The organism is Enterobacter cloacae complex sp. 394F7, from assembly GCF_057320385.1.
Map to the genome: position 1 here is coordinate 151425 of NZ_JBXWCS010000006.1, position 21291 is coordinate 172715.

The 21291-nt window shown below is 56.1% G+C and carries 20 protein-coding genes; 10 read left to right on the forward strand and 10 right to left on the reverse strand.

The annotated features are described in order from the left end of the window. Positions 1-78: 78 nt before the first annotated feature. Together qseC and qseB are read right to left on the reverse strand one after the other, a co-directional pair. Positions 79-1416 carry a quorum sensing histidine kinase QseC gene (qseC, locus tag AC2FAK_RS11180; RefSeq protein ID WP_057072632.1) on the reverse strand — a complete coding sequence of 446 codons (1338 nt, stop codon included), beginning with the start codon at positions 1414-1416 and terminating at the stop codon, positions 79-81. Beyond that, a complete protein-coding gene (qseB, locus tag AC2FAK_RS11185; protein ID WP_013098725.1) occupies positions 1413-2072 on the reverse strand; it encodes a quorum sensing response regulator transcription factor QseB in 660 nt (219 codons plus the stop codon). The genes qseC and qseB overlap by 4 nt, the downstream gene beginning before the upstream one ends. A 139-nt stretch (positions 2073-2211) precedes the next feature. Here qseB and AC2FAK_RS11190 point away from each other — a divergent pair, with 139 nt between their 5' ends. The 4 genes from AC2FAK_RS11190 (at position 2212) to ftsP (ending at position 7364) form a co-directional block, all read left to right on the forward strand. Then, complete coding sequence (locus AC2FAK_RS11190; RefSeq protein WP_020689494.1) at positions 2212-2613, forward strand: YgiW/YdeI family stress tolerance OB fold protein; 402 nt, start codon at positions 2212-2214, stop codon at positions 2611-2613. 118 nt (positions 2614-2731) lie between these two features. Continuing rightward, a complete protein-coding gene (parC, locus tag AC2FAK_RS11195; protein ID WP_095454906.1) occupies positions 2732-4990 on the forward strand; it encodes a DNA topoisomerase IV subunit A in 2259 nt (752 codons plus the stop codon). A 164-nt stretch (positions 4991-5154) separates the two neighbouring features. Beyond that, positions 5155-5892 carry a 1-acylglycerol-3-phosphate O-acyltransferase gene (plsC, locus tag AC2FAK_RS11200; protein WP_013098722.1) on the forward strand — a complete coding sequence of 246 codons (738 nt, stop codon included), beginning with the start codon at positions 5155-5157 and terminating at the stop codon, positions 5890-5892. A 59-nt stretch (positions 5893-5951) separates the two neighbouring features. After that, the gene (gene ftsP / locus AC2FAK_RS11205; RefSeq protein WP_013098721.1) at positions 5952-7364 is read left to right on the forward strand and encodes a cell division protein FtsP; all 1413 of its coding nucleotides are present in this window, start codon (positions 5952-5954) and stop codon (positions 7362-7364) included. A gap of 30 nt (positions 7365-7394) precedes the next feature. On the opposite strand, the gene AC2FAK_RS11210 is transcribed toward ftsP, so the two are convergent. After that, the gene (locus AC2FAK_RS11210; protein ID WP_013098720.1) at positions 7395-8870 is read right to left on the reverse strand and encodes a TrkH family potassium uptake protein; all 1476 of its coding nucleotides are present in this window, start codon (positions 8868-8870) and stop codon (positions 7395-7397) included. Positions 8871-9070: 200 nt separating this feature from the next. Between AC2FAK_RS11210 and AC2FAK_RS11215 the strand changes: the two genes are divergently transcribed. Beyond that, positions 9071-11245, forward strand: a complete 2175-nt coding sequence (locus AC2FAK_RS11215) for a YgiQ family radical SAM protein (RefSeq protein WP_095454907.1) — start codon at positions 9071-9073, stop codon at positions 11243-11245. Positions 11246-11330: 85 nt separating this feature from the next. Here the strand turns inward: AC2FAK_RS11215 and dkgA are convergent, their stop codons facing one another. Beyond that, positions 11331-12158, reverse strand: coding sequence for a 2,5-didehydrogluconate reductase DkgA (gene dkgA, locus AC2FAK_RS11220; protein ID WP_013098717.1), 828 nt, complete (start codon positions 12156-12158; stop codon positions 11331-11333). A gap of 105 nt (positions 12159-12263) precedes the next feature. Then, positions 12264-13427, reverse strand: coding sequence for an alcohol dehydrogenase (gene yqhD, locus AC2FAK_RS11225; RefSeq protein ID WP_013098716.1), 1164 nt, complete (start codon positions 13425-13427; stop codon positions 12264-12266). Positions 13428-13622: 195 nt separating this feature from the next. Between yqhD and AC2FAK_RS11230 the strand changes: the two genes are divergently transcribed. Further along, positions 13623-14522 (forward strand): AraC family transcriptional regulator, encoded by a 900-nt coding sequence (locus AC2FAK_RS11230; protein ID WP_095454908.1) that lies wholly within the window; start codon positions 13623-13625, stop codon positions 14520-14522. Between the two features lie 45 nt (positions 14523-14567). Here the strand turns inward: AC2FAK_RS11230 and yghB are convergent, their stop codons facing one another. Together yghB and metC are read right to left on the reverse strand one after the other, a co-directional pair. Then, positions 14568-15227 (reverse strand): DedA family general envelope maintenance protein YghB, encoded by a 660-nt coding sequence (gene yghB, locus AC2FAK_RS11235; protein ID WP_014833270.1) that lies wholly within the window; start codon positions 15225-15227, stop codon positions 14568-14570. Positions 15228-15369: 142 nt separating this feature from the next. Continuing rightward, positions 15370-16557, reverse strand: coding sequence for a cystathionine beta-lyase (metC, locus tag AC2FAK_RS11240; RefSeq protein ID WP_320736875.1), 1188 nt, complete (start codon positions 16555-16557; stop codon positions 15370-15372). Between the two features lie 251 nt (positions 16558-16808). On the opposite strand from metC, the gene exbB reads away from it, so the two are divergent. Together exbB and exbD are read left to right on the forward strand one after the other, a co-directional pair. Beyond that, positions 16809-17540 (forward strand): tol-pal system-associated acyl-CoA thioesterase, encoded by a 732-nt coding sequence (gene exbB, locus AC2FAK_RS11245; RefSeq protein ID WP_023622105.1) that lies wholly within the window; start codon positions 16809-16811, stop codon positions 17538-17540. A 6-nt stretch (positions 17541-17546) separates the two neighbouring features. Next, positions 17547-17972, forward strand: coding sequence for a TonB system transport protein ExbD (gene exbD / locus AC2FAK_RS11250; protein ID WP_014833267.1), 426 nt, complete (start codon positions 17547-17549; stop codon positions 17970-17972). 42 nt (positions 17973-18014) lie between these two features. On the opposite strand, the gene AC2FAK_RS11255 is transcribed toward exbD, so the two are convergent. Together AC2FAK_RS11255 and AC2FAK_RS11260 are read right to left on the reverse strand one after the other, a co-directional pair. Further along, on the reverse strand, positions 18015-18464 hold the full coding sequence (locus AC2FAK_RS11255; protein ID WP_029883022.1) for a hypothetical protein: 450 nt from the start codon (positions 18462-18464) through the stop codon (positions 18015-18017). 1 nt (position 18465) lies between these two features. Next, positions 18466-18870 carry a hypothetical protein gene (locus AC2FAK_RS11260; protein WP_013098709.1) on the reverse strand — a complete coding sequence of 135 codons (405 nt, stop codon included), beginning with the start codon at positions 18868-18870 and terminating at the stop codon, positions 18466-18468. A gap of 104 nt (positions 18871-18974) precedes the next feature. On the opposite strand from AC2FAK_RS11260, the gene AC2FAK_RS11265 reads away from it, so the two are divergent. Both AC2FAK_RS11265 and AC2FAK_RS11270 read left to right on the forward strand, forming a co-directional pair. After that, positions 18975-19478: an ESA_00282 family adhesion-associated protein gene (locus AC2FAK_RS11265; RefSeq protein ID WP_013098708.1), complete on the forward strand. Its 504-nt coding sequence runs from the start codon at positions 18975-18977 to the stop codon at positions 19476-19478. A gap of 72 nt (positions 19479-19550) precedes the next feature. Next, positions 19551-20039, forward strand: coding sequence for a TIGR00645 family protein (locus AC2FAK_RS11270; protein WP_013098707.1), 489 nt, complete (start codon positions 19551-19553; stop codon positions 20037-20039). A gap of 48 nt (positions 20040-20087) precedes the next feature. On the opposite strand, the gene AC2FAK_RS11275 is transcribed toward AC2FAK_RS11270, so the two are convergent. Then, positions 20088-21128, reverse strand: a complete 1041-nt coding sequence (locus AC2FAK_RS11275; protein WP_095454979.1) for an aldo/keto reductase — start codon at positions 21126-21128, stop codon at positions 20088-20090. Between the last annotated feature and the right edge of the window lie 163 nt (positions 21129-21291).

The following is a 21291-nucleotide window of genomic DNA, read 5'->3' on the forward strand; positions in this document are numbered from 1 at the left end:
CGAGTATTCTACGCGCGAGGGCGATACGGTAAAATGAGCAAAATGTGCAAAGTCTTTTGCGTTAAATGCAATAATTCCTTACCAGCACACCTTCACATCAACGCCGCCTTTCGCAGCATTATCCAGTGAAACGCGCATACCGTGCAGGGCAGCAATGCGTTTTACAATGGATAACCCCAGCCCGCTGCCCGTGGCATCCTGCCCGGGTGGACGATAAAAACGCTCGCCAATACGGGCCAACGCCTCGGGGGCGATCCCCGGTCCGTTGTCGCGTACGGAGAAGCAACGGGCGTCCAGCGTAACGTCAACCACGCTGCCGCGCGGGCTGTAACGCACGGCGTTATCCAGCAGGTTACGCACCAGCAGGCTCAACAGCAGCGGCTGACCCGTGCGTTCAGCCTGCGGGGCGTTGATGTTCAGGCGAACGTCGATACCCGCCTGCTGCGCCGGATGCCAGATGTCCAGAACCGCTGATTGCAGCAAATCGGCCATCTTTATCGGTTCGACATCGTCGAGATTTTCCAGAGAGTCCAGACGCGAGAGAGTGAGGAGTTGATCCACCAGCCGGGATGCCCGGTCGATCCCCGCGTGGAGCTGCGAGAGCGCTTTTTCCTGCGCCTGCGGGTCGTCCAGAGAGAGTTGCGCCACGTCGGTTTGCACCTTCAGGGCCGCCAGCGGGCTACGTAATTCGTGGGCGGCATCGGAGGTAAAGCGGCGCTCGCGGCTCATCATCTCCTGGGTTCGGGTAAAGAGGTGGTTCAGGGAGTCCAGAAGGGGGCGTACTTCTGATGGCACGCCCTGTGTCGGCAGGGTGTCGGTGGCATCCGGCGAGCGCAGGCGCAACGTCTGCGCCAGTTTTTTCAATGGCTTAAGCTCCCGGCTCAGCAGGACAATCAGCAACAGCAGCATCACCGGTAGCGCCACCAGCCACGGCGTCAGCTGCGAGCTGACCACATCCAGCGCCATCTCCTGCCGGTATTCCCACTCCTGACCGACCACCACGCGGTACTTCCCGTCCGGCGAGGTCAGCCATAAGAAACGCCAGTCATCGTTGTCGTCTTTGAGCCTGCCGTCATCAAACCCATCGCGGCGATAGTGATACGGGATGTCGCGGCCGTTTTCCCCGTCATTGAGGATCATCGTGCCGTCGGTAGCGTAAATGGCGAAGGCCAGAGCATCGTCGTCCAGGCGACCGTGCTTCACTTTTTTGGGGATCTCGCGCATCCGCTCCGGAGCGCGGATCTCATCCAGATCCATCGTCAGCAGCCGTTTAGCAAACAGCATCTGCTGGGTATCAAACAGCTTATCGAGCTTGTGGGTCGTCTGCTGCCAGGCGACAAGGCTTGCGGCAAACCAGGCCGTCAGCGACAGCAGCAGAAAAAGAAGCGTCAGACGGAGTTTCAGGCTCAGTTTCATGCGTCACCCAGGGTATAGCCGATGCCATGAACCGTGCGGATAAACTCGCTGCCCAGCTTACGCCGCAGATGATGGACGTGAACTTCCACGGCGTTACTGGAGACGTCATCGTCCCACGTATAGAGCTTCTCTTCGATCGCTTTACGCGGCAGGACGCGGCCCGCATTGCGCATCAGTAACTCCAGCAGGGCGAACTCTTTGGGCTTGAGGGCCAGCGTTTCTCCCTCCAGCGTGGCAATAAGGCTCGTCGGGTCGAGCGTCACTTTGCCATGACGCAGCTCGCTGCGCGTCTGACCGTGGCTGCGACGCACCAGCGCCTCAAGGCGGGCGGCCACTTCGATCAGCGCGAAGGGTTTGCAGAGATAATCATCGGCTCCCAGGCGTAGCCCCTCGACGCGCTGATTCAGCGCATCCCGCGCGGTCAGGATAAGCACCGGCTCGCTGCGCCCGCTTTCGCGCCAGGCGCGCAGGATCGCCAGACCGTCGATCTCCGGTAGCGTCAGGTCAAGCACCACCGCATCGTAAGGGGCAGAACAGAGCGCCGCCTGGCCGGTTTTTCCGTCGGTGAACCAGTCCACGCTGAAGCCCATTTTGCTTAAGCCCGCTTTGATGCCATCACCAATCAGCTTGTCGTCTTCTACCAGTAATATGCGCATATCCCCTCCTTGATGGCGTCAGTAAACCCTCTGGATCCGCCTGCTGTACAGTAAAAAAATATAAATTTCCCCCTTAAGAAGTTGTTAAGGATTACCCTGTTTAATGGATTGCGACACCACATTAAAGGGAGAAATGAATATGAAAAAATTCGCTGCAATGGCTGCTATCATGATGATGACCACCGCACCGGTCTTCGCTGCTCAGGGCGGTTTTACGGGCCCATCAGCTACCCAACCCCAGACTCAGACGCAGGCAGGCGGTTTTGTTGATAACAACGCCAACCTGACAACGGCCGCGAAAGTCAAAGACCTGAAGGACGACGCCTGGGTGAAGCTGCGCGGGAACATCACCGAACGCCTGTCCGATGACCGCTACACCTTCCGCGACGAGACCGGCACGGTGGTGGTTGAGATTGATCATAAGCGCTGGAACGGTGTGACCGTGTCCCCGCAAGATAAAGTCGAGCTGCAGGGTAAGGTCGATAAAGACTGGAACGAATTTGAAATCGACGTGAAGCAGGTTATCAAGCTGACGAAATAACCCAGAAAGGGCCGCTTATCCGGCCCTTTTTCTTTGTGACTCAACTCGCCAGATAGGGTAGTATCTGCGGCAATATTGCCTGAAACCCATCGGTTTCTGAGTTGAGGAATCACACGTAATGAGCGATATGGCAGAGCGCCTCGCGCTACATGAATTCACGGAAAACGCCTACCTGAACTACTCCATGTACGTCATCATGGACAGGGCATTGCCGTTTATCGGGGATGGCCTGAAGCCCGTTCAGCGTCGCATCGTCTATGCGATGTCCGAGCTGGGGCTGAACGCCACCGCCAAGTTCAAGAAATCCGCCCGTACCGTCGGTGACGTACTGGGTAAATACCATCCGCACGGCGACAGCGCCTGCTATGAAGCGATGGTGCTGATGGCCCAGCCGTTCTCTTATCGTTACCCGCTTGTGGACGGTCAGGGGAACTGGGGGGCTCCGGACGATCCGAAATCCTTCGCGGCGATGCGTTATACCGAATCTCGCCTGTCTAAATATGCCGAAGTGCTGCTGGGCGAACTCGGCCAGGGGACGGTGGACTGGGTGCCAAACTTCGACGGCACGCTGCAGGAGCCGAAAATGCTGCCTGCGCGTCTGCCGAATATCCTGCTGAACGGCACCACCGGTATCGCGGTCGGTATGGCGACGGACATCCCGCCACACAACCTGCGTGAAGTGGCGAAAGCCGCCATCACCCTGATTGAACAGCCGAAAACCTCGCTGGACGAGCTGCTGGATATCGTTCAGGGGCCGGACTTCCCGACCGAAGCTGAGATCATCACCTCGCGTGCGGAAATCCGCAAAATCTACCAGAACGGCCGTGGCTCCGTGCGCATGCGCGCGGTGTGGACCAAAGAGGACGGCGCCGTGGTGATCACCGCGCTGCCGCATCAGGTCTCTGGCGCCAAGGTGCTGGAGCAGATCGCCTCCCAGATGCGCAATAAAAAGCTGCCGATGGTGGACGACCTGCGCGATGAATCCGACCACGAAAACCCAACCCGTCTGGTGATCGTGCCGCGCTCTAACCGCGTGGACATGGAGCAGGTGATGAACCACCTGTTCGCCACCACCGACCTGGAAAAAAGCTACCGCATCAACCTGAACATGATCGGTCTGGACGGACGCCCGGCGGTGAAAAACCTGCTGGAGATCCTCTCCGAATGGCTGACCTTCCGTCGCGATACGGTGCGCCGTCGTCTGAACCACCGTCTGGAGAAAGTGCTTAAGCGCCTGCATATCCTCGAAGGTTTGCTGGTCGCGTTCCTCAATATCGATGAAGTCATTGAGATCATCCGTACCGAGGACGAGCCGAAGCCCGCGTTAATGTCGCGCTTTGGTATCAGTGAAACCCAGGCTGAAGCGATCCTCGAACTGAAGCTGCGCCATCTCGCTAAGCTGGAAGAGATGAAGATCCGCGGTGAGCAGAACGAGCTGGAAAAAGAGCGCGATCAGCTGCAGGCGATCCTCGCGTCCGAACGCAAAATGAACACCCTGCTGAAGAAAGAGTTGCAGGCCGATGCCGATGCCTTCGGCGACGACCGCCGTTCTCCGCTGCATGAGCGCGAAGAAGCGAAGGCGATGAACGAGCATGACATGCAGCCTTCAGAGCCGGTCACCATCGTCCTGTCCCAGAGCGGCTGGGTGCGTAGCGCCAAAGGCCATGATATCGATGCGCCGGGGCTGAGCTACAAAGCGGGCGACAGCTTCAAGGCGGCCGTGAAAGGCAAGAGCAACCAGCCGGTGGCGTTTATTGACTCCACGGGCCGCAGTTACGCCATCGATCCGATCACGCTGCCTTCCGCGCGTGGTCAGGGCGAACCGCTGACCGGCAAGCTGACGCTGCCGCCGGGGGCGACGGTTGACCACATGCTGATGGAAGCCGACGACCAGAAACTGCTGTTGGCCTCTGATGCGGGTTACGGCTTTATCTGTACCTTTAACGATCTCGTGTCACGTAACCGTGCCGGTAAAGCCATGATCAGCCTGCCGGATAACGCACACGTTATGCCGCCGCTGGTGGTTGAGAACGAGAGCGACATGCTGCTGGCCATCACGTCTGCCGGGCGCATGCTGATGTTCCCGGTCAGCGACCTGCCGGAGTTGTCGAAAGGTAAGGGCAATAAGATCATCAACATCCCGTCGGCGGAAGCCGCGAAAGGTGAAGATGGCCTGGCGCATCTCTTCATTCTGCCGCCGCAGAGCACGCTGACCATTCATGTCGGCAAGCGTAAAATCAAGCTGCGTCCGGAAGAGTTGCAGAAGGTGGTGGGCGAGCGCGGACGCCGCGGTTCGCTGATGCGCGGCCTGCAGCGTATCGACCGCGTGGAGATCGATTCTCCTGCACGCAGCAGCACGGGCGACAGCGAAGAGTAACGCGTTTCGATCCCCCTCTGTTCCGGAGGGGGATATCCAATAAAATTTCCCGTAAAACCGTTGTTAATTCGTGCGTTGCGATTAACAATACGCGCTCGTAATAAAGTCCTTACCTGGCCACAGGTGAAGTATAATTGTCAGCTGTCAGGGCTTCAGAGGTCGCTATGCTATACATTGTTCGTCTTATTCTTACCGTTATCTATTGCATTCTGGTCTGTGTTTTCGGCTGCATCTATTGCCTGTTCAGCCCGCGTAACCCGAAGCATGTCGCCACCTTCGGCCACATGTTTGGTCGTCTTGCGCCGCTGTTTGGCCTGAAGGTTGAAAAGCGTCTGCCGGAAGGGGCGGAGAATTTCGGTAACGCCATCTATATCGCAAACCATCAAAATAATTACGATATGGTGACTGCCTCTAACATCGTGCTGCCGCCGACCGTGACGGTGGGTAAGAAGAGCCTGCTGTGGATCCCCTTTTTCGGCCAGCTCTACTGGCTGACGGGTAACCTGCTGATTGACCGTAATAACCGCGCAAAAGCGCACGGTACCATTGCGGAAGTGGTGAACCACTTCAAAAAGCGCCGCATTTCTATCTGGATGTTCCCGGAAGGCACGCGCAGCCGCGGTCGCGGTCTGCTGCCGTTTAAAACCGGGGCGTTTCATGCCGCAATTGCGGCGGGCGTTCCAATTATTCCCGTGTGTGTTTCCAATACATCGAATAAGATTAATCTTAACCGCCTGAATAACGGGCTGGTGATTGTCGAGATGCTGCCGCCGGTCGATACCAGCAAATACGGTAAAGATCAGGTCCGCGAGCTGGCAGCGCACTGCCGTGAACTGATGGTTCAGCATATTGCTCAGCTCGACAAAGAAGTCGCAGAGAGAGAAGCCGCCGGGAAGATCTAATCCGGCGTTAAAAGGGAAAACGAATTCCCGCGTTGTTAGTCGTTTCAGATGGAGCTTATATGTCACTCAGTCGGCGTCAGTTTATTCAGGCTTCAGGGATCGCCCTTTGTGCGGGTGCGATGCCGCTGACAGCCAGCGCCGCCGGGCAGCAACAGCCGCTGCCCATTCCGCCGTTGATTGAATCCCGTCGCGGGCAGCCGCTATTCCTGACGCTACAGCGAAGCCACTGGTCGTTTACCCAGGGAACCCGCGCGCCAGTCTGGGGCATTAACGGGCGCTACCTTGGGCCGACCATCCGCGTGTGGAATGGCGATGACGTAAAGCTCATCTACAGCAACCGCACGCCTGAAAATGTGGCGATGACCATCAGCGGGTTGCAGGTTCCCGGCCCGTTGATTGGCGGGGCCGCGCGCATGATGTCGCCTAACGCCGACTGGGCTCCCGTACTGCCGATCCGTCAGAGCGCGGCGACGCTGTGGTATCACGCTAATACCCCTAACCGCACTGCCCAGCAGGTTTATAACGGCCTGGCCGGGATGTGGCTGATAGAAGACGAGGTCAGTAAATCTCTGCCCATTCCAAACCACTACGGCGTGGATGATTTCCCGGTCATTATCCAGGACAAGCGTCTGGATAACTTTGGCACACCGGAATACAGCGAGCCGGGTAGCGGTGGCTTTGTTGGCGACACGCTGCTGGTCAACGGCGCGCAAAGTCCGTATGTCGAAGTCTCGCGCGGCTGGGTTCGCCTGCGTCTGCTGAACGCCTCTAACTCGCGCCGCTATCTGTTGCAGATGAGCGATGGCCGCCCGCTGCACGTGATCTCCGGCGACCAGGGCTTTTTACCGGCGCCGGTGTCCGTTAAACAGCTGGCGCTTGCCCCGGGTGAACGCCGTGAAATCCTCGTGGATATGACCAACGGCGATGAAGTCTCGGTGACCTGCGGCGAAGCGGCGAGCATTGTGGATCGCATTCGTGGCTTCTTTGAGCCGTCGAGCATTCTGGTCTCCACGCTGGTGCTGACCCTGCGCCCAACCGGTCTCCTGCCGCTGGTGACCGACAGCCTGCCCATGCGCCTGCTGCCGCAGGAGATCATGAGCGGTTCGCCGGTGCGCAGCCGTGATATCAGCCTCGGCGACGACCCGGGCATCAACGGCGCGCTGTGGGACGTTAACCGTATCGACATTACCGCGCAGCAGGGCACCTGGGAGCGCTGGACCGTTCGCTCCGACATGCCGCAGTCGTTCCATATTGAAGGTGTGTCATTCCTGATCCGCAACGTGAACGGCGCGATGCCGTTCCCGGAAGACAGGGGCTGGAAAGACACCGTCTGGGTGGATGGTCAGGTTGAACTGCTTGTCTACTACGGCCAGCCTTCCTGGCCGCACTTCCCGTTCCTGTTCCACAGCCAGACGCTGGAGATGATGGACAGGGGCTCCGTAGGGCAAATGCTGGTTAACCCGGCGCCGTAAGCACAGCATTCCCGGTGCGCCGGGAATGCGTTATGCCCGCCAGAAAAAGCGCGAGCACAGGATCAACACCGGATAAATTTCCAGACGTCCTAAGATCATCGCCGCGCACATCAACAGCTTGGCCTCTTCCTTTAACGTCCCGAAGGTTGATGCCGTTTCGCCAAAGCCCAGCCCCATATTGTTGATACAGGCAGCCACCGTCGCAAATGATGTAAAGAGGTCATAGCCCATCAGATTGAGCGCCCAGACGAAAAAGCCTGTGATCATCACGTAGAGAAAGAAGAAGCTCCATACCGAACGCAGGACGCGCTCATTCACCACGCTGTTGCCAACCTTGATGGTCAGCAGCGCCCGCGGATGCGCCAGCTGATTCATCTCCTGAATGCTCTGCTTGAACATCATCAGAAACCGCAGGGCCTTAATCCCACCGCAGGTCGAACCCACGCAGCCACCAAAAAAGCTGGCGCTCAGCAGCAGGAATATGGTGTGGGCAGGCCAGTGGGCGTAATCGGCCGTTGAAAGGCCGTTATCGGTCATCATTGAGCTTGCCAGGAAGAAGGCGTGCACCAGGCTGTCGAGAGGGTTATACATTCCCGCGTGCCAGACCTGCCAGGCGGTAATGGCGATAAGCACCGCGGCAGCGGCCAGAAAGAATCTCACCTCCGGGCTGCGGCGAATCGGCTTCAGCGTGCGTCTGACAAGGGCGACATACCAGAGGGTAAAGTTAAACGCCGAAAGCAGCGAAAAGGTGCCGGCGACAAGCTCAATCGCGTGGCTGTCATAAAAACCGATGCTCTCGCTGCGGGTTGAAAAGCCGCCCAGGGATACGGTGGAGAGCCCGTGACAAACGGCATCAAAAAAGGGCATCCCCGCCAGCCAGTACGCCAGCGTGCAGGTTATGCCCAGCGCCAGATAGGTGACCCACAGGGTGCGTGCGGTATCGGCGAGCCGGGGCGTCAGACGCTCCTCTTTAAACGGGCCGGGCATTTCTGACTGGTACAGCTTCATGCCACCGATGCCCAGCAGCGGCAGGACCGCGACGGCCAGCACGATGACGCCCAGCCCGCCAATGAAATTGAGCTGCGCGCGATAATAGAGGTACGATTTGGGCAGGGCGCTGACGTCGCCGATCACCGTTGCGCCCGTGGTGGTGATCCCGGAAACGCCTTCAAAAAGTGCGTCAGCAAAGGAGAGTTGCAGGCCATCGTCCATCCAGAGCGGCATGGCGCTGATTAATGAGAACAGCAGCCAGAACAGGACGATAATCACGAATCCGTCGCGGGTGCGTAGCTGTATACCGGCGTGACGGGTTGCCCGCCAGGCCAGGCCGCCGAGGCTGAAAAAAGTCAAAAAGGTGGTCAAAAAAGCAAAATAGGTTCGCTCTTTATTCAGCAGAGCGATAACCATCGGCGGCAGCATAGACAGGCTGTACAGAAGAACCAGAAACCCGCAGAGATGAAGCACAACCCGCAGCTGGGAGACATGTAACGAATCGTTGAACTTCACAACAGAACTCCGCGCAAGAACCTGTTCCGGGGGAAAATCACCGGAAGTTAGAGTGAATATTATGAGCCAAAATAATCAGGGCGCTGTATTTTAACGACTTCTGTGAATATCTGTCTGCCTCTTGCATCCTTTTCTTCAAATCTGGCGGATGAACAGCGTATAATCCGGCTCCTTTTGTCTATTTTTTCTTCGGAAGCATTATGAGCGCAATTTCCCTGATCCAGCCGGATCGTGACCTTTTCTCGTGGCCCCAGTACTGGGCGGCCTGCTTTGGATCGGCGCCGTTCCTGCCGATGTCCCGGGAAGAGATGGACCAACTGGGCTGGGATAGCTGCGATATCATTCTGGTCACGGGCGATGCCTACGTTGACCACCCGAGCTTTGGTATGGCCATCTGCGGCCGCATGCTTGAAGCGCAGGGCTTCCGCGTGGGGATCATCTCCCAGCCAGACTGGAACAGCAAAGACGACTTTATGCGTCTGGGTAAACCGAACCTGTTCTTCGGCGTGACCGCCGGTAACATGGACTCGATGATCAACCGCTATACCGCCGACCGTAAGCTGCGCCATGACGATGCGTACACACCGGATAACGTGGCGGGCAAACGCCCTGACCGCGCCACGCTGGTCTACACCCAGCGCTGTAAAGAAGCCTGGAAAGATGTGCCGGTGATCCTGGGCGGCATCGAGGCGAGCCTGCGTCGTACCGCGCACTATGATTACTGGTCTGATACCGTGCGCCGCTCGGTGCTGGTGGACTCCAAAGCCGACATGCTGATTTACGGTAACGGCGAGCGCCCACTGGTAGAAGTGGCGCACCGTCTGTCGCAGGGCGAGCCGGTGAGCAGCATCCGCGACGTGCGCAACACCGCCATCATGGTGAAAGAAGCGCTGCCGGGCTGGCGCGGGGTGGATTCCCGCATCATCGATATGCCGGGCAAAATCGATCCTATCCCGCACCCGTATGGCGAAGATCTGCCGTGCGCGGATAACAAACCGGTTGAGCCAAAGAAAGCGGAAGCGAAGGCAATCGTCGTGCAGCCGCCGCGTCCGAAACCGTGGGAAAAGACCTATGTGCTGCTGCCGTCCTACGAGAAGGTGAAAGCCGATAAGGTGCTCTATGCCCATGCGTCCCGTATTCTGCACCATGAAACCAACCCCGGCTGTGCGCGTGCGTTGATGCAGAAGCACGGCGAGCGTTTTATCTGGATCAACCCACCGGCGATCCCGCTCTCCACCGAAGAGATGGACAGCGTCTTTGCGCTGCCGTACAAACGCGTGCCGCACCCGGCGTACGGCAACGCCCGTATCCCTGCGTATGAGATGATCCGCTTCTCGATCAACATCATGCGCGGCTGCTTCGGCGGCTGTTCCTTCTGCTCCATTACCGAGCACGAGGGGCGCATTATTCAGAGCCGTTCTGAAGATTCGATCATCAACGAGATCGAAGCCATTCGCGATACCGTGCCTGGCTTTACCGGGGTGATCTCCGACCTCGGCGGCCCAACGGCCAATATGTACATGCTGCGCTGTAAATCGCCGCGCGCGGAGCAAACCTGCCGCCGTCTCTCCTGTGTCTATCCAAGCATTTGCGAACATATGGACACCAACCACGAGCCGACGATCAACCTCTATCGCCGCGCGCGTGATCTGAAGGGCATCAAGAAAATCCTGATTGCCTCCGGGGTACGTTACGACATCGCTGTGGAAGATCCGCGTTACATCAAAGAGCTGGCGTCGCACCACGTCGGTGGCTATCTGAAGATTGCGCCGGAGCACACCGAAGAAGGCCCGCTGTCAAAAATGATGAAGCCGGGGATGGGCAGCTACGATCGCTTTAAACAGCTGTTCGATACCTACTCAAAGCAGGCAGGGAAAGAGCAGTACCTGATACCGTACTTCATCTCCGCCCACCCGGGTACGCGCGATGAAGACATGGTGAACCTGGCGCTGTGGCTGAAACAGCGTCGCTTCCGTCTGGATCAGGTGCAGAACTTCTATCCGTCACCGCTCGCCAACTCCACAACCATGTACTACACCGGCAAAAACCCGCTGAGTAAAATTGGTTACAAGAGTGAAGACGTGGTGGTGCCGAAAGGGGATAAACAGCGTCGTCTGCACAAAGCGCTGCTGCGCTACCACGATCCGGCTAACTGGCCGCTGATCCGCCAGGCGCTGGAAGAGATGGGGAAAAAGCATCTGATTGGCTCGCGTCGCGACTGTCTGGTGCCGGCACCAACGCTGGATGAGATGCGCGAAGCGCGTCGCCAGAACCGCCATACGCGCCCGGCGCTGACCAAGCATACGCCGATTGTGCATCAGCGTTCGAACGGTAGCGCGGGAACGAAAAAGAATGTGAAACGTAAGAGCGGCTAGTCTCATTGCCCGGTGGCGCTTCGCTTACCGGGCCTACAACTCAGATCGTAGGCCGGGTAAGGCGCAGCCGCCACCCGGCTTTTTACTACCCGCCAAACTGATCCGGATCGGGCCCTAAACGCTTGCCCTGATCCAGTTTCGCAATCTCGCCCAGCTCATCTTTATCCAGGCGGAAATCCCAGACGTCGAAGTTCTCGGCGATGCGCGATGGCGTGACCGATTTCGGGATCACCACCAGGCCGTTGTCCAGGTGCCAGCGAATGACAATCTGCGCCGGGGTTTTGCCATATTTATCCGCCAGATCGCGGATAATTTTCTGGTCGAACACCCCTTCACCGCCCTGAGCCAGCGGGCTCCAGGATTCGGTCTGGATTTTGTGTGTGGCGTTCCAGGCGTGAAGCTGGCGCTGCTGCATCAGCGGGTGCAGTTCAATCTGATTAATCACCGGCACAACGCCCGTTTCGTCAATCAGACGCTGCAGGTGATGAACCTGGAAGTTACAGACGCCGATGCTTTTCACCAGCCCCTCTTTTTGCAGTTCAATCATCCCTTTCCAGGCATCAACATAATGGTCGATAGCCGGAACCGGCCAGTGCATCAGATACAGATCGACGAAATCGAGCTGGAGTTTCTCCAGGCTCTCCTGTAGCGCTTCGCGCGGGCGCTTTTGGTCGTCGTTCCACAGTTTGGTGGTGATAAAAAGGTCGTCGCGGGACATACCGGCGCTGGCCAGTGCTTTCCCCACGCCGTCCTCGTTTTTGTAGGCGGCGGCGGTATCAATGGACCGATAGCCGACTTCCAGTGCTTTATGAATGGCGGAGACGACCTCGTCGTTACCGGCTTTCCATACACCTAGCCCCAACTGGGGCATCACGTTGCCGTCCTGCAGCTTGATTACGGTTTGGTTTGCCATTTTTCCTCCTTCAGGTACGCATCGCCGGAGGGGGACTCCGGCGATGGGGTGTGCATTAAGTCTGGACGAAATGTCAAAAAACGAAAGGCAGGATGCCAAAAACGCTTAGCGCGCCGCCTCGTAGATACGACGGCTAACGTCCAGCGTAATGTCGCCGTGTTCGCCCAGCTGAGTCATGCCGTGTTCTTCAAGTTTAGCCAGCAGGGCAGGGATAGAGCTGCCATCCAGACCATAGCCGGACAGACGCGTCGGCACGCCCAGGCCTTCAAAGAAGTTGCGGGTCGCTTCGATTGCCGCATCGATACGCGCGTCGTCAGAACCTTCGGTGATGTTCCAGACGCGTTCCGCGTACTGCAGCAGTTTGGCACGTTTGGTATCACGTTTTTCGTTCCACAGGGCTGGCAGAACCACCGCCAGCGTCTGGGCGTGATCCAGACCGTGCATCGCCGTCAGTTCATGGCCCAGCATGTGGGTTGCCCAGTCCTGCGGCACGCCTGCGCCAATCAGGCCGTTCAGGGCCTGCGTTGCAGCCCACATCACATTGGCACGCACGTCGTAGTTTTCTGGCTCTTTCAGCGCCTTCGGACCCTCTTCGACCAGCGTCAGCAGAATGCCTTCCGCAAAACGATCCTGAATTTTGGCATCCACCGGATAAGTCACGTACTGCTCAACGGTGTGAACAAAGGCGTCGACCACGCCGTTCGCGACCTGACGCGCGGGCAGGGTGTAGGTGTACACCGGATCGAGGATCGCGAATACGGGCTGAACGTGCTCGTTCATAAAGGCCTGTTTGTCTCCGGTGGTTTTACGGGAGATCACCGCGCCTTTGTTGGATTCAGAACCGGTGGCTGGCAGGGTCAGCACGGAGCCCATCGGGATCGCGCTTTTAATGTCGCTGCCGCGGGTTTCCAGGATATGCCATGGGTCGATACCGTCGGCGTAGTGTGCTGCCGCGGCGATGAACTTCGTGCCGTCCAGCACGGAACCCCCGCCGACAGCCAGCAGGAAGGTGATGTTTTCTTCGCGGGCGATTTTCACCGCGTTCATCAGCGTTTCATAAGAAGGGTTTGGCTCGATACCGCCAAACTCGCGCACGTCCAGACCTTCCAGTGCGCTGTAAACCTGATCCAGCACGCCGGTTTTTTTCACGCTGCCGCCACCGTAGGTGATCAGCACGCGGGCGTCAGCGGGGATCTGTGCACGCAGATCGGCGATAGCGCCTTTACCAAACAGGATGCGGGTTGGGGTGTGGAGATTAAAATTATTCATGGCTCGTTCCCTATCGTGGGTGAAAAATCGTGGCGGCGCGGATGGCTACCTGATGCTGCACATTGTGGCTGCCCGGGGATATCCTCTCAATGCACATTCCTGCCGATGTCTTGCCCATTTCTACAGAGCACTGGAGAAACGTCAGGAAAATGCGCAGACTGTGAGGGTCGCAAACCGTACCCGGAGTAACGCTAAATGAACCGTGAAGCCATCTGTCTTCAGCTCACTTCGCAGATTAAGAGACTGATTGATAAGCAAAATAACCCAGGCGAACTGCTGCCGGATATTCGCCTGCTCTACGGGACGCAGCCGGGAAAGCGGACGCCGGTGATGTATCAGCCGGGCATCGTTTTTCTCTTTTCCGGCCATAAAATTGGTTATATCAATGAACGCGTGTTCCGTTATGACACCAATGAATATCTGCTGCTGACAGTACCTTTACCCTTCGAATGTGAAACCTTCGCGACAGAGGAGGTACCGCTGGCGGGGATCCGCGTAAATGTCGATATTCTTCAGCTTCAGGAGCTGCTGATGGACATTGGCGAAGACGAGCTTTTCCAGCCGTCGATGGCGGCGAGCGGCATTAACTCAGCCACGCTGTCAGAGGAGATCCTCTGTGCCATTGAGCGTCTGCTGGACGTGATGGAGAGGCCGCTGGATGCGCGTATTCTGGGTAAGCAAATCATCCGCGAAATTCTCTATCATGTGCTGCTGGGGCCGGGTGGCGGGGCACTACTGGCGCTGGTCAGTCGGCAGACCCACTTCAGCCTGATAAGCCGCGTGCTCAAGCGCATCGAAAGCCAGTACACGGAAAACCTCAGCGTTGACCAGCTGGCGGCGGAAGCGAACATGAGCGTCTCGGCGTTTCACCACAACTTTAAGTCAGTGACCAGCACCTCGCCGCTGCAATACCTTAAAACCTACCGTCTGCATAAGGCGCGGATGCTGATGATCCACGACGGCATGAAGGCCAGCGCGGCGGCGATGCGGGTCGGATATGAGAGTGCGTCGCAGTTTAGTCGGGAGTTTAAGCGCTACTTCGGCGTCACGCCGGGGGAAGATGCGTCACGCATCCGAACCATGCAGGGAGTCTGACGGCAAACGTAGGCCGGGTAAGCGATAGCGCCACCCGGCTTTTATTTATGCACTGCAGTACTTCTTCTTAATCACCACCGCAATCGTTCCCACCAGTCCAGCCACCAGCAGGAACATCGGCAGCACCATCAGGAAGGTCATTACCTGGTCTTCATGGTGCTTCACAAACGGGATCATGTTCAGCGCGTAGCCGAGAGTGGTAACGACACCCACCCATAACAACGCGCTCAGCCAGTTGAAGAACTGGAAGCGGCGGTTCGACAGGCCGGAAATGCCTGCCATGGTGGGCAGCAGGGTGCGAACAAAGGCCAGAAAACGCCCGGCCAGCAAGGCCAGCAGGCCATGCCTGTCAAACATGCAGGTCGCACGCTGATGGTATTTATGCGGTAGCTGCGCCAGCCAGCCCTTCACGACGCGCGTGTTGCCGAGCCAGCGGCCCTGCAGATAGCTCAGCCAGCAGCCCAGGCTTGCCGCGGAGGTGAGGATCACCATGGTCGGCGTGAAGTCCATGACACCTTTACCGATTAACGCCCCCGCAAGCAAAAGGAGGCTATCACCGGGTAAAAATGAGGCTGGCAGTAATCCATTTTCCAGAAACAGGGTCGCGAACATCACGAAATAGACGATACCTACAACGTGAGGATCGGTCAGTGCGGCGAAGTCGTGTTGCCAGAGCGCCGCGATAATATCTTGAATAACAGCCATGGACTTTCCTGTGGAACAACAGATATAGCACTATTGTACTCCCTTATTTGCCCGATGGGGTTGATCGCGGGCGCAACTAATGCAGACTTTTCTGGTGGCGGTGTCCACAAAAGCATCCATGGAGTACATGTTTGCCAGCACTCTACACGATACGCGCAAACCCTGCTGCTAAATCGGCAATTAAATCGTCCGCGTTTTCTAAACCGATATGCAGGCGAATCAGGGTGCCGCTGAAGTCCACTTCACCGCCAGGGCGCAGGGCCGCAATCTGCTCCGGCTGATTTGGCAGGATCAGGGATTCAAACCCGCCCCAGGAGTAGGCCATGCTGAAGAGGGTAAAATTATCCAGATAGCTTGCCAGCTCGTCATTATTCAGCCGTTTTTTTAGAACGAATGAGAACAAACCGCTGCTGCCCGTAAAGTCTCGTTGCCAGAATTCATGCCCTTTACTGCCCGGCAGTGCCGGATGGTTAACGCGCTCAACCTGCGGGTGCTGCGCCAGCCACTCAGCTATCTTCAGGCTGCTTTCGTGATGCTGACGCAGGCGCACCCCCAGCGTGCGAATGCCGCGGCTGGTCATGTAGGCGGTATCGGCATCGACCATCTGCCCCATCAGGTAGGCATTTTCCCGCAGCTGATCCCAGCAGCGGGCGTTAGAAACGGCCGTGCCGATCATGCCGTCTGAGTGGCCAATCAGATATTTGGTCGCCGCCTGAATGGAGATATCAATGTCGAATTCCAGCGCTTTAAACAGCACGCCTGCCGCCCAGGTGTTGTCGATCATGATAATCGCCTCTGGCGCTTTGCTGCGCACGGCTTTCACGATGACCGGCACGTCGTGTACTTCCATGGTGATCGAACCCGGAGATTCCAGGAACACAATGCGCGTGTTGGGCTGAATAAGCTCTGAGATGCCTTCGCCAATCAGCGGATCGAACCAGCCCGTGGTTACGCCGAGTCGGGAGAGGATTTTGGTGCAGAAATCCTGACTCGGTTCATAGGCGGTGTTGGTCATCAGAATATGGTCGCCTTGTTCCACGAACGCCAGAATGGTGTTGGCGACTGCCGCCGCACCGCACGGAAACAGCGCGCAGCCTGCGCCGCCTTCCAGCTCGCACATGGCTTCCTGCAGTGAGAAGTGGGTTAGCGTGCCACGACGTCCGTAAAACAGCCCGCCTTTGGCGCGGTTACGCGTGGCGATTTTTTTGTCCTCTACGGTATCAAACACCAGCGAGGAGGCCCGTTGGATCACGCTGTTCACCGAACCCTGAGTATATTTCTTGCTGCGCCCGGCCTGTACCAGCGTGGTATCAAGATGCTTCTTGGTCATGTTCGCTAACCCTGTTTTTATACGTCTGGACGTCCAGACTACCACGAATGTGAAAATCTGCACCCGGATGCTTATCGAATAAGCAGAAAATATTAGCAAAAAACCGCATAAGAAATTTTTACTGCGTAAGCGCAAGGAATATGAGCGAAAATTGCGGCACTATGTAAATAGTAATGAGAACGACTATCAATTCGACGATGTTTTGATATTATTACGTTCAGATTTTGTGATTTGCGTCCTGGAGATACAGAGTGGGTAATAATTTGATGCAGACGGATCTCTCCGTTTGGGGCATGTATCATCATGCTGACATCGTGGTTAAGATTGTGATGATCGGCCTGATTCTGGCGTCCGTGATCACGTGGGCTATCTTCTTTGGCAAGAGCGCCGAGCTGATTTCTCAGAAGCGCCGCCTCAAGCGTGAGCAACAGCAGCTGGCTGCAGCCCGCTCTCTGGATCAGGCGTCTGATATGACCTCATCCTTCCACGCGAAAAGCCTGACCACCCTGTTAGTTAACGAAGCGCAAAACGAGCTGGAACTCTCCGCAGGCAGTGAAGATAACGAAGGTATTAAAGAACGTACCGGCTTCCGTCTGGAGCGTCGCGTCGCCGCCGTGGGCCGTCATATGGGCCGGGGCAATGGATATCTGGCGACCATCGGGGCCATCTCGCCGTTCGTGGGGCTGTTCGGTACGGTCTGGGGCATCATGAACAGCTTTATCGGGATTGCGCAAACCCAAACGACGAACCTGGCGGTAGTTGCACCGGGTATCGCCGAAGCGCTGCTGGCGACCGCTATCGGTCTGGTTGCGGCGATCCCTGCGGTGGTTATCTATAACGTCTTCGCGCGCATGATTGGCAGCTATAAAGCCACCCTCGGTGATGTCGCCGCACAGGTTCTGCTGCTGCAAAGCCGCGATCTTGATCTGAATGCCAGTGCCGCTAAACCGGTGCACGCGGCGTCCAAACTGCGCGTAGGTTAATGAATTATGGCAATGCGTCTTAATGAAAATCTGGACGATAACGGCGAAATGCATGAAATCAACGTGACGCCGTTTATCGACGTTATGCTGGTTCTGCTGATTATCTTCATGGTTGCTGCGCCGCTGGCGACGGTCGACGTGAAGGTAAACCTGCCGGCCTCGTCCAGCCAGCCGCAGCCGCGCCCGGAAAAGCCCATCTATCTGTCGGTGAAAGCAGATAAATCGATGTTCCTCGGCAACGACCCGGTGACGGCTGACTCTGTCATCCCGGCGCTGGATCAGCTCACTGGCGGTAAGAAAGACACGACGGTCTTCTTCCGTGCGGATAAAACCGTTGATTACGAGACCATGATGAAGGTCATGGATACGCTGCATCAGGCGGGTTATCTGAAGATTGGGCTGGTCGGCGAAGAGAAAGCGGCCGCGAAATAACGAAGAAGCTGGCGAAAGCCGGCTTTTTTTATCCCTGTCGGGTTATTCGTGTTTGTTATCCGTCGACGCGGGAGAGAGGGCTGCCAGCGCGTCCTCGTCAAGCGCGACGCTGGTGACGTTTGAGGTACGATACTCGCCGTCAGACAGTTTGCGCGTCAGGCGCAGGGTCGCGGTTTCTCTGGCCAGCAGATACTGATAATTGGCCTCCAGACGCCCCAGAAGCTTCTCTTTCAGCTCGGGCCGTTGTTCGATGATGGCATTCATCACGGCGCCGTAAATCTCTTCCTTGACCTGTAAGGGATAAATCTCGCGGCGGTTCTGCCATTTCAGGCGCACCAGCGTCGCCGGAATGGAAACCAGATCCTGGGTAATACGCGTCATCTCGGCGTTTTTGGTGTTACGCAAAGCCTCGAGATTTTGCTTTAAGATAAATTCGTCACTTTTTTTCTCATCTAAAGTCAAATAAACATCGTTATCTTTAACGTCTTTCACATTAATCTTCCCCCAGGTTATAAAAAATAGGGTTGTTTTTTTCTCGCGTAATTAGATTAAGCCAAATTTCATTGCCCGCTTCATTTATTTCTTTGGTCTTTTCGGCCATTATTTGACTTAGTTTCTGGGCATCTATTTCGCCTTCTGCCTGCAGGTCATTCAACAGGTGGACAAAGGCTTCAATTTTGATGGCGCGAAATAACCGATCCTTTATATGACGATCGTGCTCTTCCAGCAACATATTACGGGATTTGCCGCTACGGGAAACACCAATTAATATGTCTGGTTCAAAATCAGCGAGCTTTCTTTTTCCCTGAGTGAAATTAGCCTCTTTTTCTGCTTCCGTCGGTTGCTGTTCCACAGGCGTGATGTGGTACTTAGCCGGGACGAGATAGTCGGGCAACATTTTTTAATTTCCTTTAATTTCAACAAGGTGGGGAAGATAAAGGCGTGAGATTCGTTGACAATATCATGAGGCAATTTTAAAATCAAAAAAAATGGAGCCAACCCATGAACAGCATCTTTTTTACGGTCATTACATTACTATTACTGACCGCTGGTGTTCTTTTATTGATGCAGGAGTTCAATAAAACGAAAGAGTCGAAAGACACCAGTGAAACCCCACAGCCTGAACTGATGACTAAAGAGGAAGGTGAAGACCATTTCTCTGTTTTGATGAACTCGGTGACGCCGGTTTGGTACTGGCGGGTGAACCATGAATATATCGACTTTTTGCACGCGACAATAAAGCGGATGAAAATGTCGGAAATTAATGACACGCCGGGCCTGTTTGAAGCGCAGCGTCGCTGCAGTGACCTGAATTCAGCGGTCTATAAATATTACGACAATATCAAAAAGCGCTGTCTGAATGGTGAGAAGGTCTCGTATTCCGATTTAGACGTATTAAACCTGCGTCAGTGCTTTCGCGAGTTCAGCCTGGAAGCCTATCCGGAGCTGGTGGTGCTGGTCTGGCCGGAGTATGCGCGCCCTGAGGTGGATCCTGACAACGTGTAATGGTTAGTTGTTGCAAACAGTTAGCGCCGTTGCGATATACTGAGTGCTGGTTTCGTTTGCAGACAGGACTTTATGGAACGCTTCTTTGAAAACGCTATGTACGCCTCGCGCTGGATACTGGCACCCGTCTATTTTGGCCTTTCGCTGGCGCTGATTGCGCTCACGATTAAGTTCTTCCAGGAAATCTTGCATGTTCTGCCGAACATCTTTTCCATTGCCGAAGCAGATTTGATTCTGGTTCTGCTGTCACTGGTGGATATGACGCTGGTGGGGGGCTTACTGGTGATGGTGATGTTCTCTGGCTATGAGAATTTTGTCTCCCAGCTTGATATCGACGCGCGTAAAGAAAAGCTGAGCTGGCTGGGCAAAATGGATGCCACGTCGCTGAAGAATAAAGTGGCCGCCTCGATTGTGGCGATCTCCTCTATTCACCTGTTACGCGTGTTCATGGACGCAAAGAATGTCCCGGACAACAAACTGATGTGGTATGTCATTATCCATCTCACGTTTGTGCTTTCGGCGTTTGTGATGGGGTATCTGGATAAGATCAGCAAGAAGTAATTTCCTTCTTAACCACCCTCTCCCTGTGGGAGAGGGCAACAGACCGCACTATTTATCCGACGACGCCTGCCACAGATTCAACTCTCCATCCGCAACATGCTTATCAATGCGTATCAGCTCCTCTTCGCTAAAGCGCAGGTTTTTCAGCGCCTGAACGTTCTCTTCCAGCTGTTCCGGGCGGCTCGCGCCAATCAGCACGGACGTTACGCGCTCATCTTTCAGCAGCCAGCTTAGCGCCATCTGCGCCATTGTCTGACCACGTGCCTGTGCCATCTCATTGAGCAAGCGCAGACTGTTCAGATTGGCTTCGGTCAGCATCTTCTGCGTCAGCCCGCGCACTTTATTCCCCTCGCGCTGCATCCGCGAACCTTCAGGAATACCGTTGAGGTATTTTCCGGTCAGCAACCCCTGCGCCAGTGGGGTAAACGCAATACAGCCAGTACCGTTTTGCTTTAGCGTCTCCAGCAGGCCGGTTTTATCCACCCAGCGATTAAGCAGGTTGTACGACGGCTGATGGATGAGCAGTGGAATTTTCCATTCGCGAAGCAGGTCAGCCATTTTCTGCGTGCGCGCCGTTGAATAGGACGAAATTCCGACATACAGCGCTTTACCGCTCTGCACCGCATGGGCCAGCGCGGCAGCGGTCTCTTCCATCGGCGTGTTCTCATCCACGCGATGGGAATAGAAAATATCCACATATTCCAGACCCATACGCTTCAGGCTCTGGTCGAGGCTGGCGAGCAGATATTTGCGCGAGCCGCCCGAGCCATACGGTCCCGGCCACATGTCGTAACCCGCTTTGGTGGAGATAATCAGCTCGTCGCGACAGGCGGCAAAATCCTCCCGCAGCAGGCGACCAAAGTTCTCTTCCGCGCTCCCCGCAGGCGGGCCGTAGTTATTGGCAAGATCGAAATGGGTGATACCGAGGTCGAAGGCTTTACGCAGTAGCGCACGCTGGGTGTCGAGCGGGTGAACATGGCCGAAGCTATGCCACAGGCCGAGCGACAGCGCAGGCAGGCGCAGCCCGCTTTTGCCACAGTAGCGGTACTGCATATTTTCATAACGGCCGGGGTTAGGGTGCCAGGACATGATGTCTCCTTTCTTATCGATGAATTTTTGAAACAGCGTTTTCATTCTTTGATTATCAAACCATAAATCTGCTCGTGAAGCGATGTCGCGGCGGGAAAGGCCTCTAAGCGTTAATCGGTGCTGTGGTACCTGTGAAGCCACGCTAACGAAAAATAGTTACAAA

Bases quoted from the DNA above. Each gene is read 5' to 3' on its own strand.
- parC (WP_095454906.1), top strand. From the start codon at position 2,732: ATGAGCGATATGGCAGAGCGCCTCGCGCTACATGAATTCACGGAAAAC.
- yghB (WP_014833270.1), bottom strand. From the start codon at position 15,227: ATGGCTGTTATTCAAGATATTATCGCGGCGCTCTGGCAACACGACTTC.
- qseB (WP_013098725.1), bottom strand. From the start codon at position 2,072: ATGCGCATATTACTGGTAGAAGACGACAAGCTGATTGGTGATGGCATC.
- plsC (WP_013098722.1), top strand. From the start codon at position 5,155: ATGCTATACATTGTTCGTCTTATTCTTACCGTTATCTATTGCATTCTG.
- AC2FAK_RS11275 (WP_095454979.1), bottom strand. From the start codon at position 21,128: ATGTCCTGGCACCCTAACCCCGGCCGTTATGAAAATATGCAGTACCGC.
- AC2FAK_RS11190 (WP_020689494.1), top strand. From the start codon at position 2,212: ATGAAAAAATTCGCTGCAATGGCTGCTATCATGATGATGACCACCGCA.
- metC (WP_320736875.1), bottom strand. From the start codon at position 16,557: ATGACCAAGAAGCATCTTGATACCACGCTGGTACAGGCCGGGCGCAGC.
- AC2FAK_RS11215 (WP_095454907.1), top strand. From the start codon at position 9,071: ATGAGCGCAATTTCCCTGATCCAGCCGGATCGTGACCTTTTCTCGTGG.
- AC2FAK_RS11265 (WP_013098708.1), top strand. From the start codon at position 18,975: ATGAACAGCATCTTTTTTACGGTCATTACATTACTATTACTGACCGCT.
- AC2FAK_RS11270 (WP_013098707.1), top strand. From the start codon at position 19,551: ATGGAACGCTTCTTTGAAAACGCTATGTACGCCTCGCGCTGGATACTG.
- exbD (WP_014833267.1), top strand. From the start codon at position 17,547: ATGGCAATGCGTCTTAATGAAAATCTGGACGATAACGGCGAAATGCAT.
- ftsP (WP_013098721.1), top strand. From the start codon at position 5,952: ATGTCACTCAGTCGGCGTCAGTTTATTCAGGCTTCAGGGATCGCCCTT.
- AC2FAK_RS11260 (WP_013098709.1), bottom strand. From the start codon at position 18,870: ATGTTGCCCGACTATCTCGTCCCGGCTAAGTACCACATCACGCCTGTG.
- qseC (WP_057072632.1), bottom strand. From the start codon at position 1,416: ATGAAACTGAGCCTGAAACTCCGTCTGACGCTTCTTTTTCTGCTGCTG.
- yqhD (WP_013098716.1), bottom strand. From the start codon at position 13,427: ATGAATAATTTTAATCTCCACACCCCAACCCGCATCCTGTTTGGTAAA.
- dkgA (WP_013098717.1), bottom strand. From the start codon at position 12,158: ATGGCAAACCAAACCGTAATCAAGCTGCAGGACGGCAACGTGATGCCC.
- AC2FAK_RS11230 (WP_095454908.1), top strand. From the start codon at position 13,623: ATGAACCGTGAAGCCATCTGTCTTCAGCTCACTTCGCAGATTAAGAGA.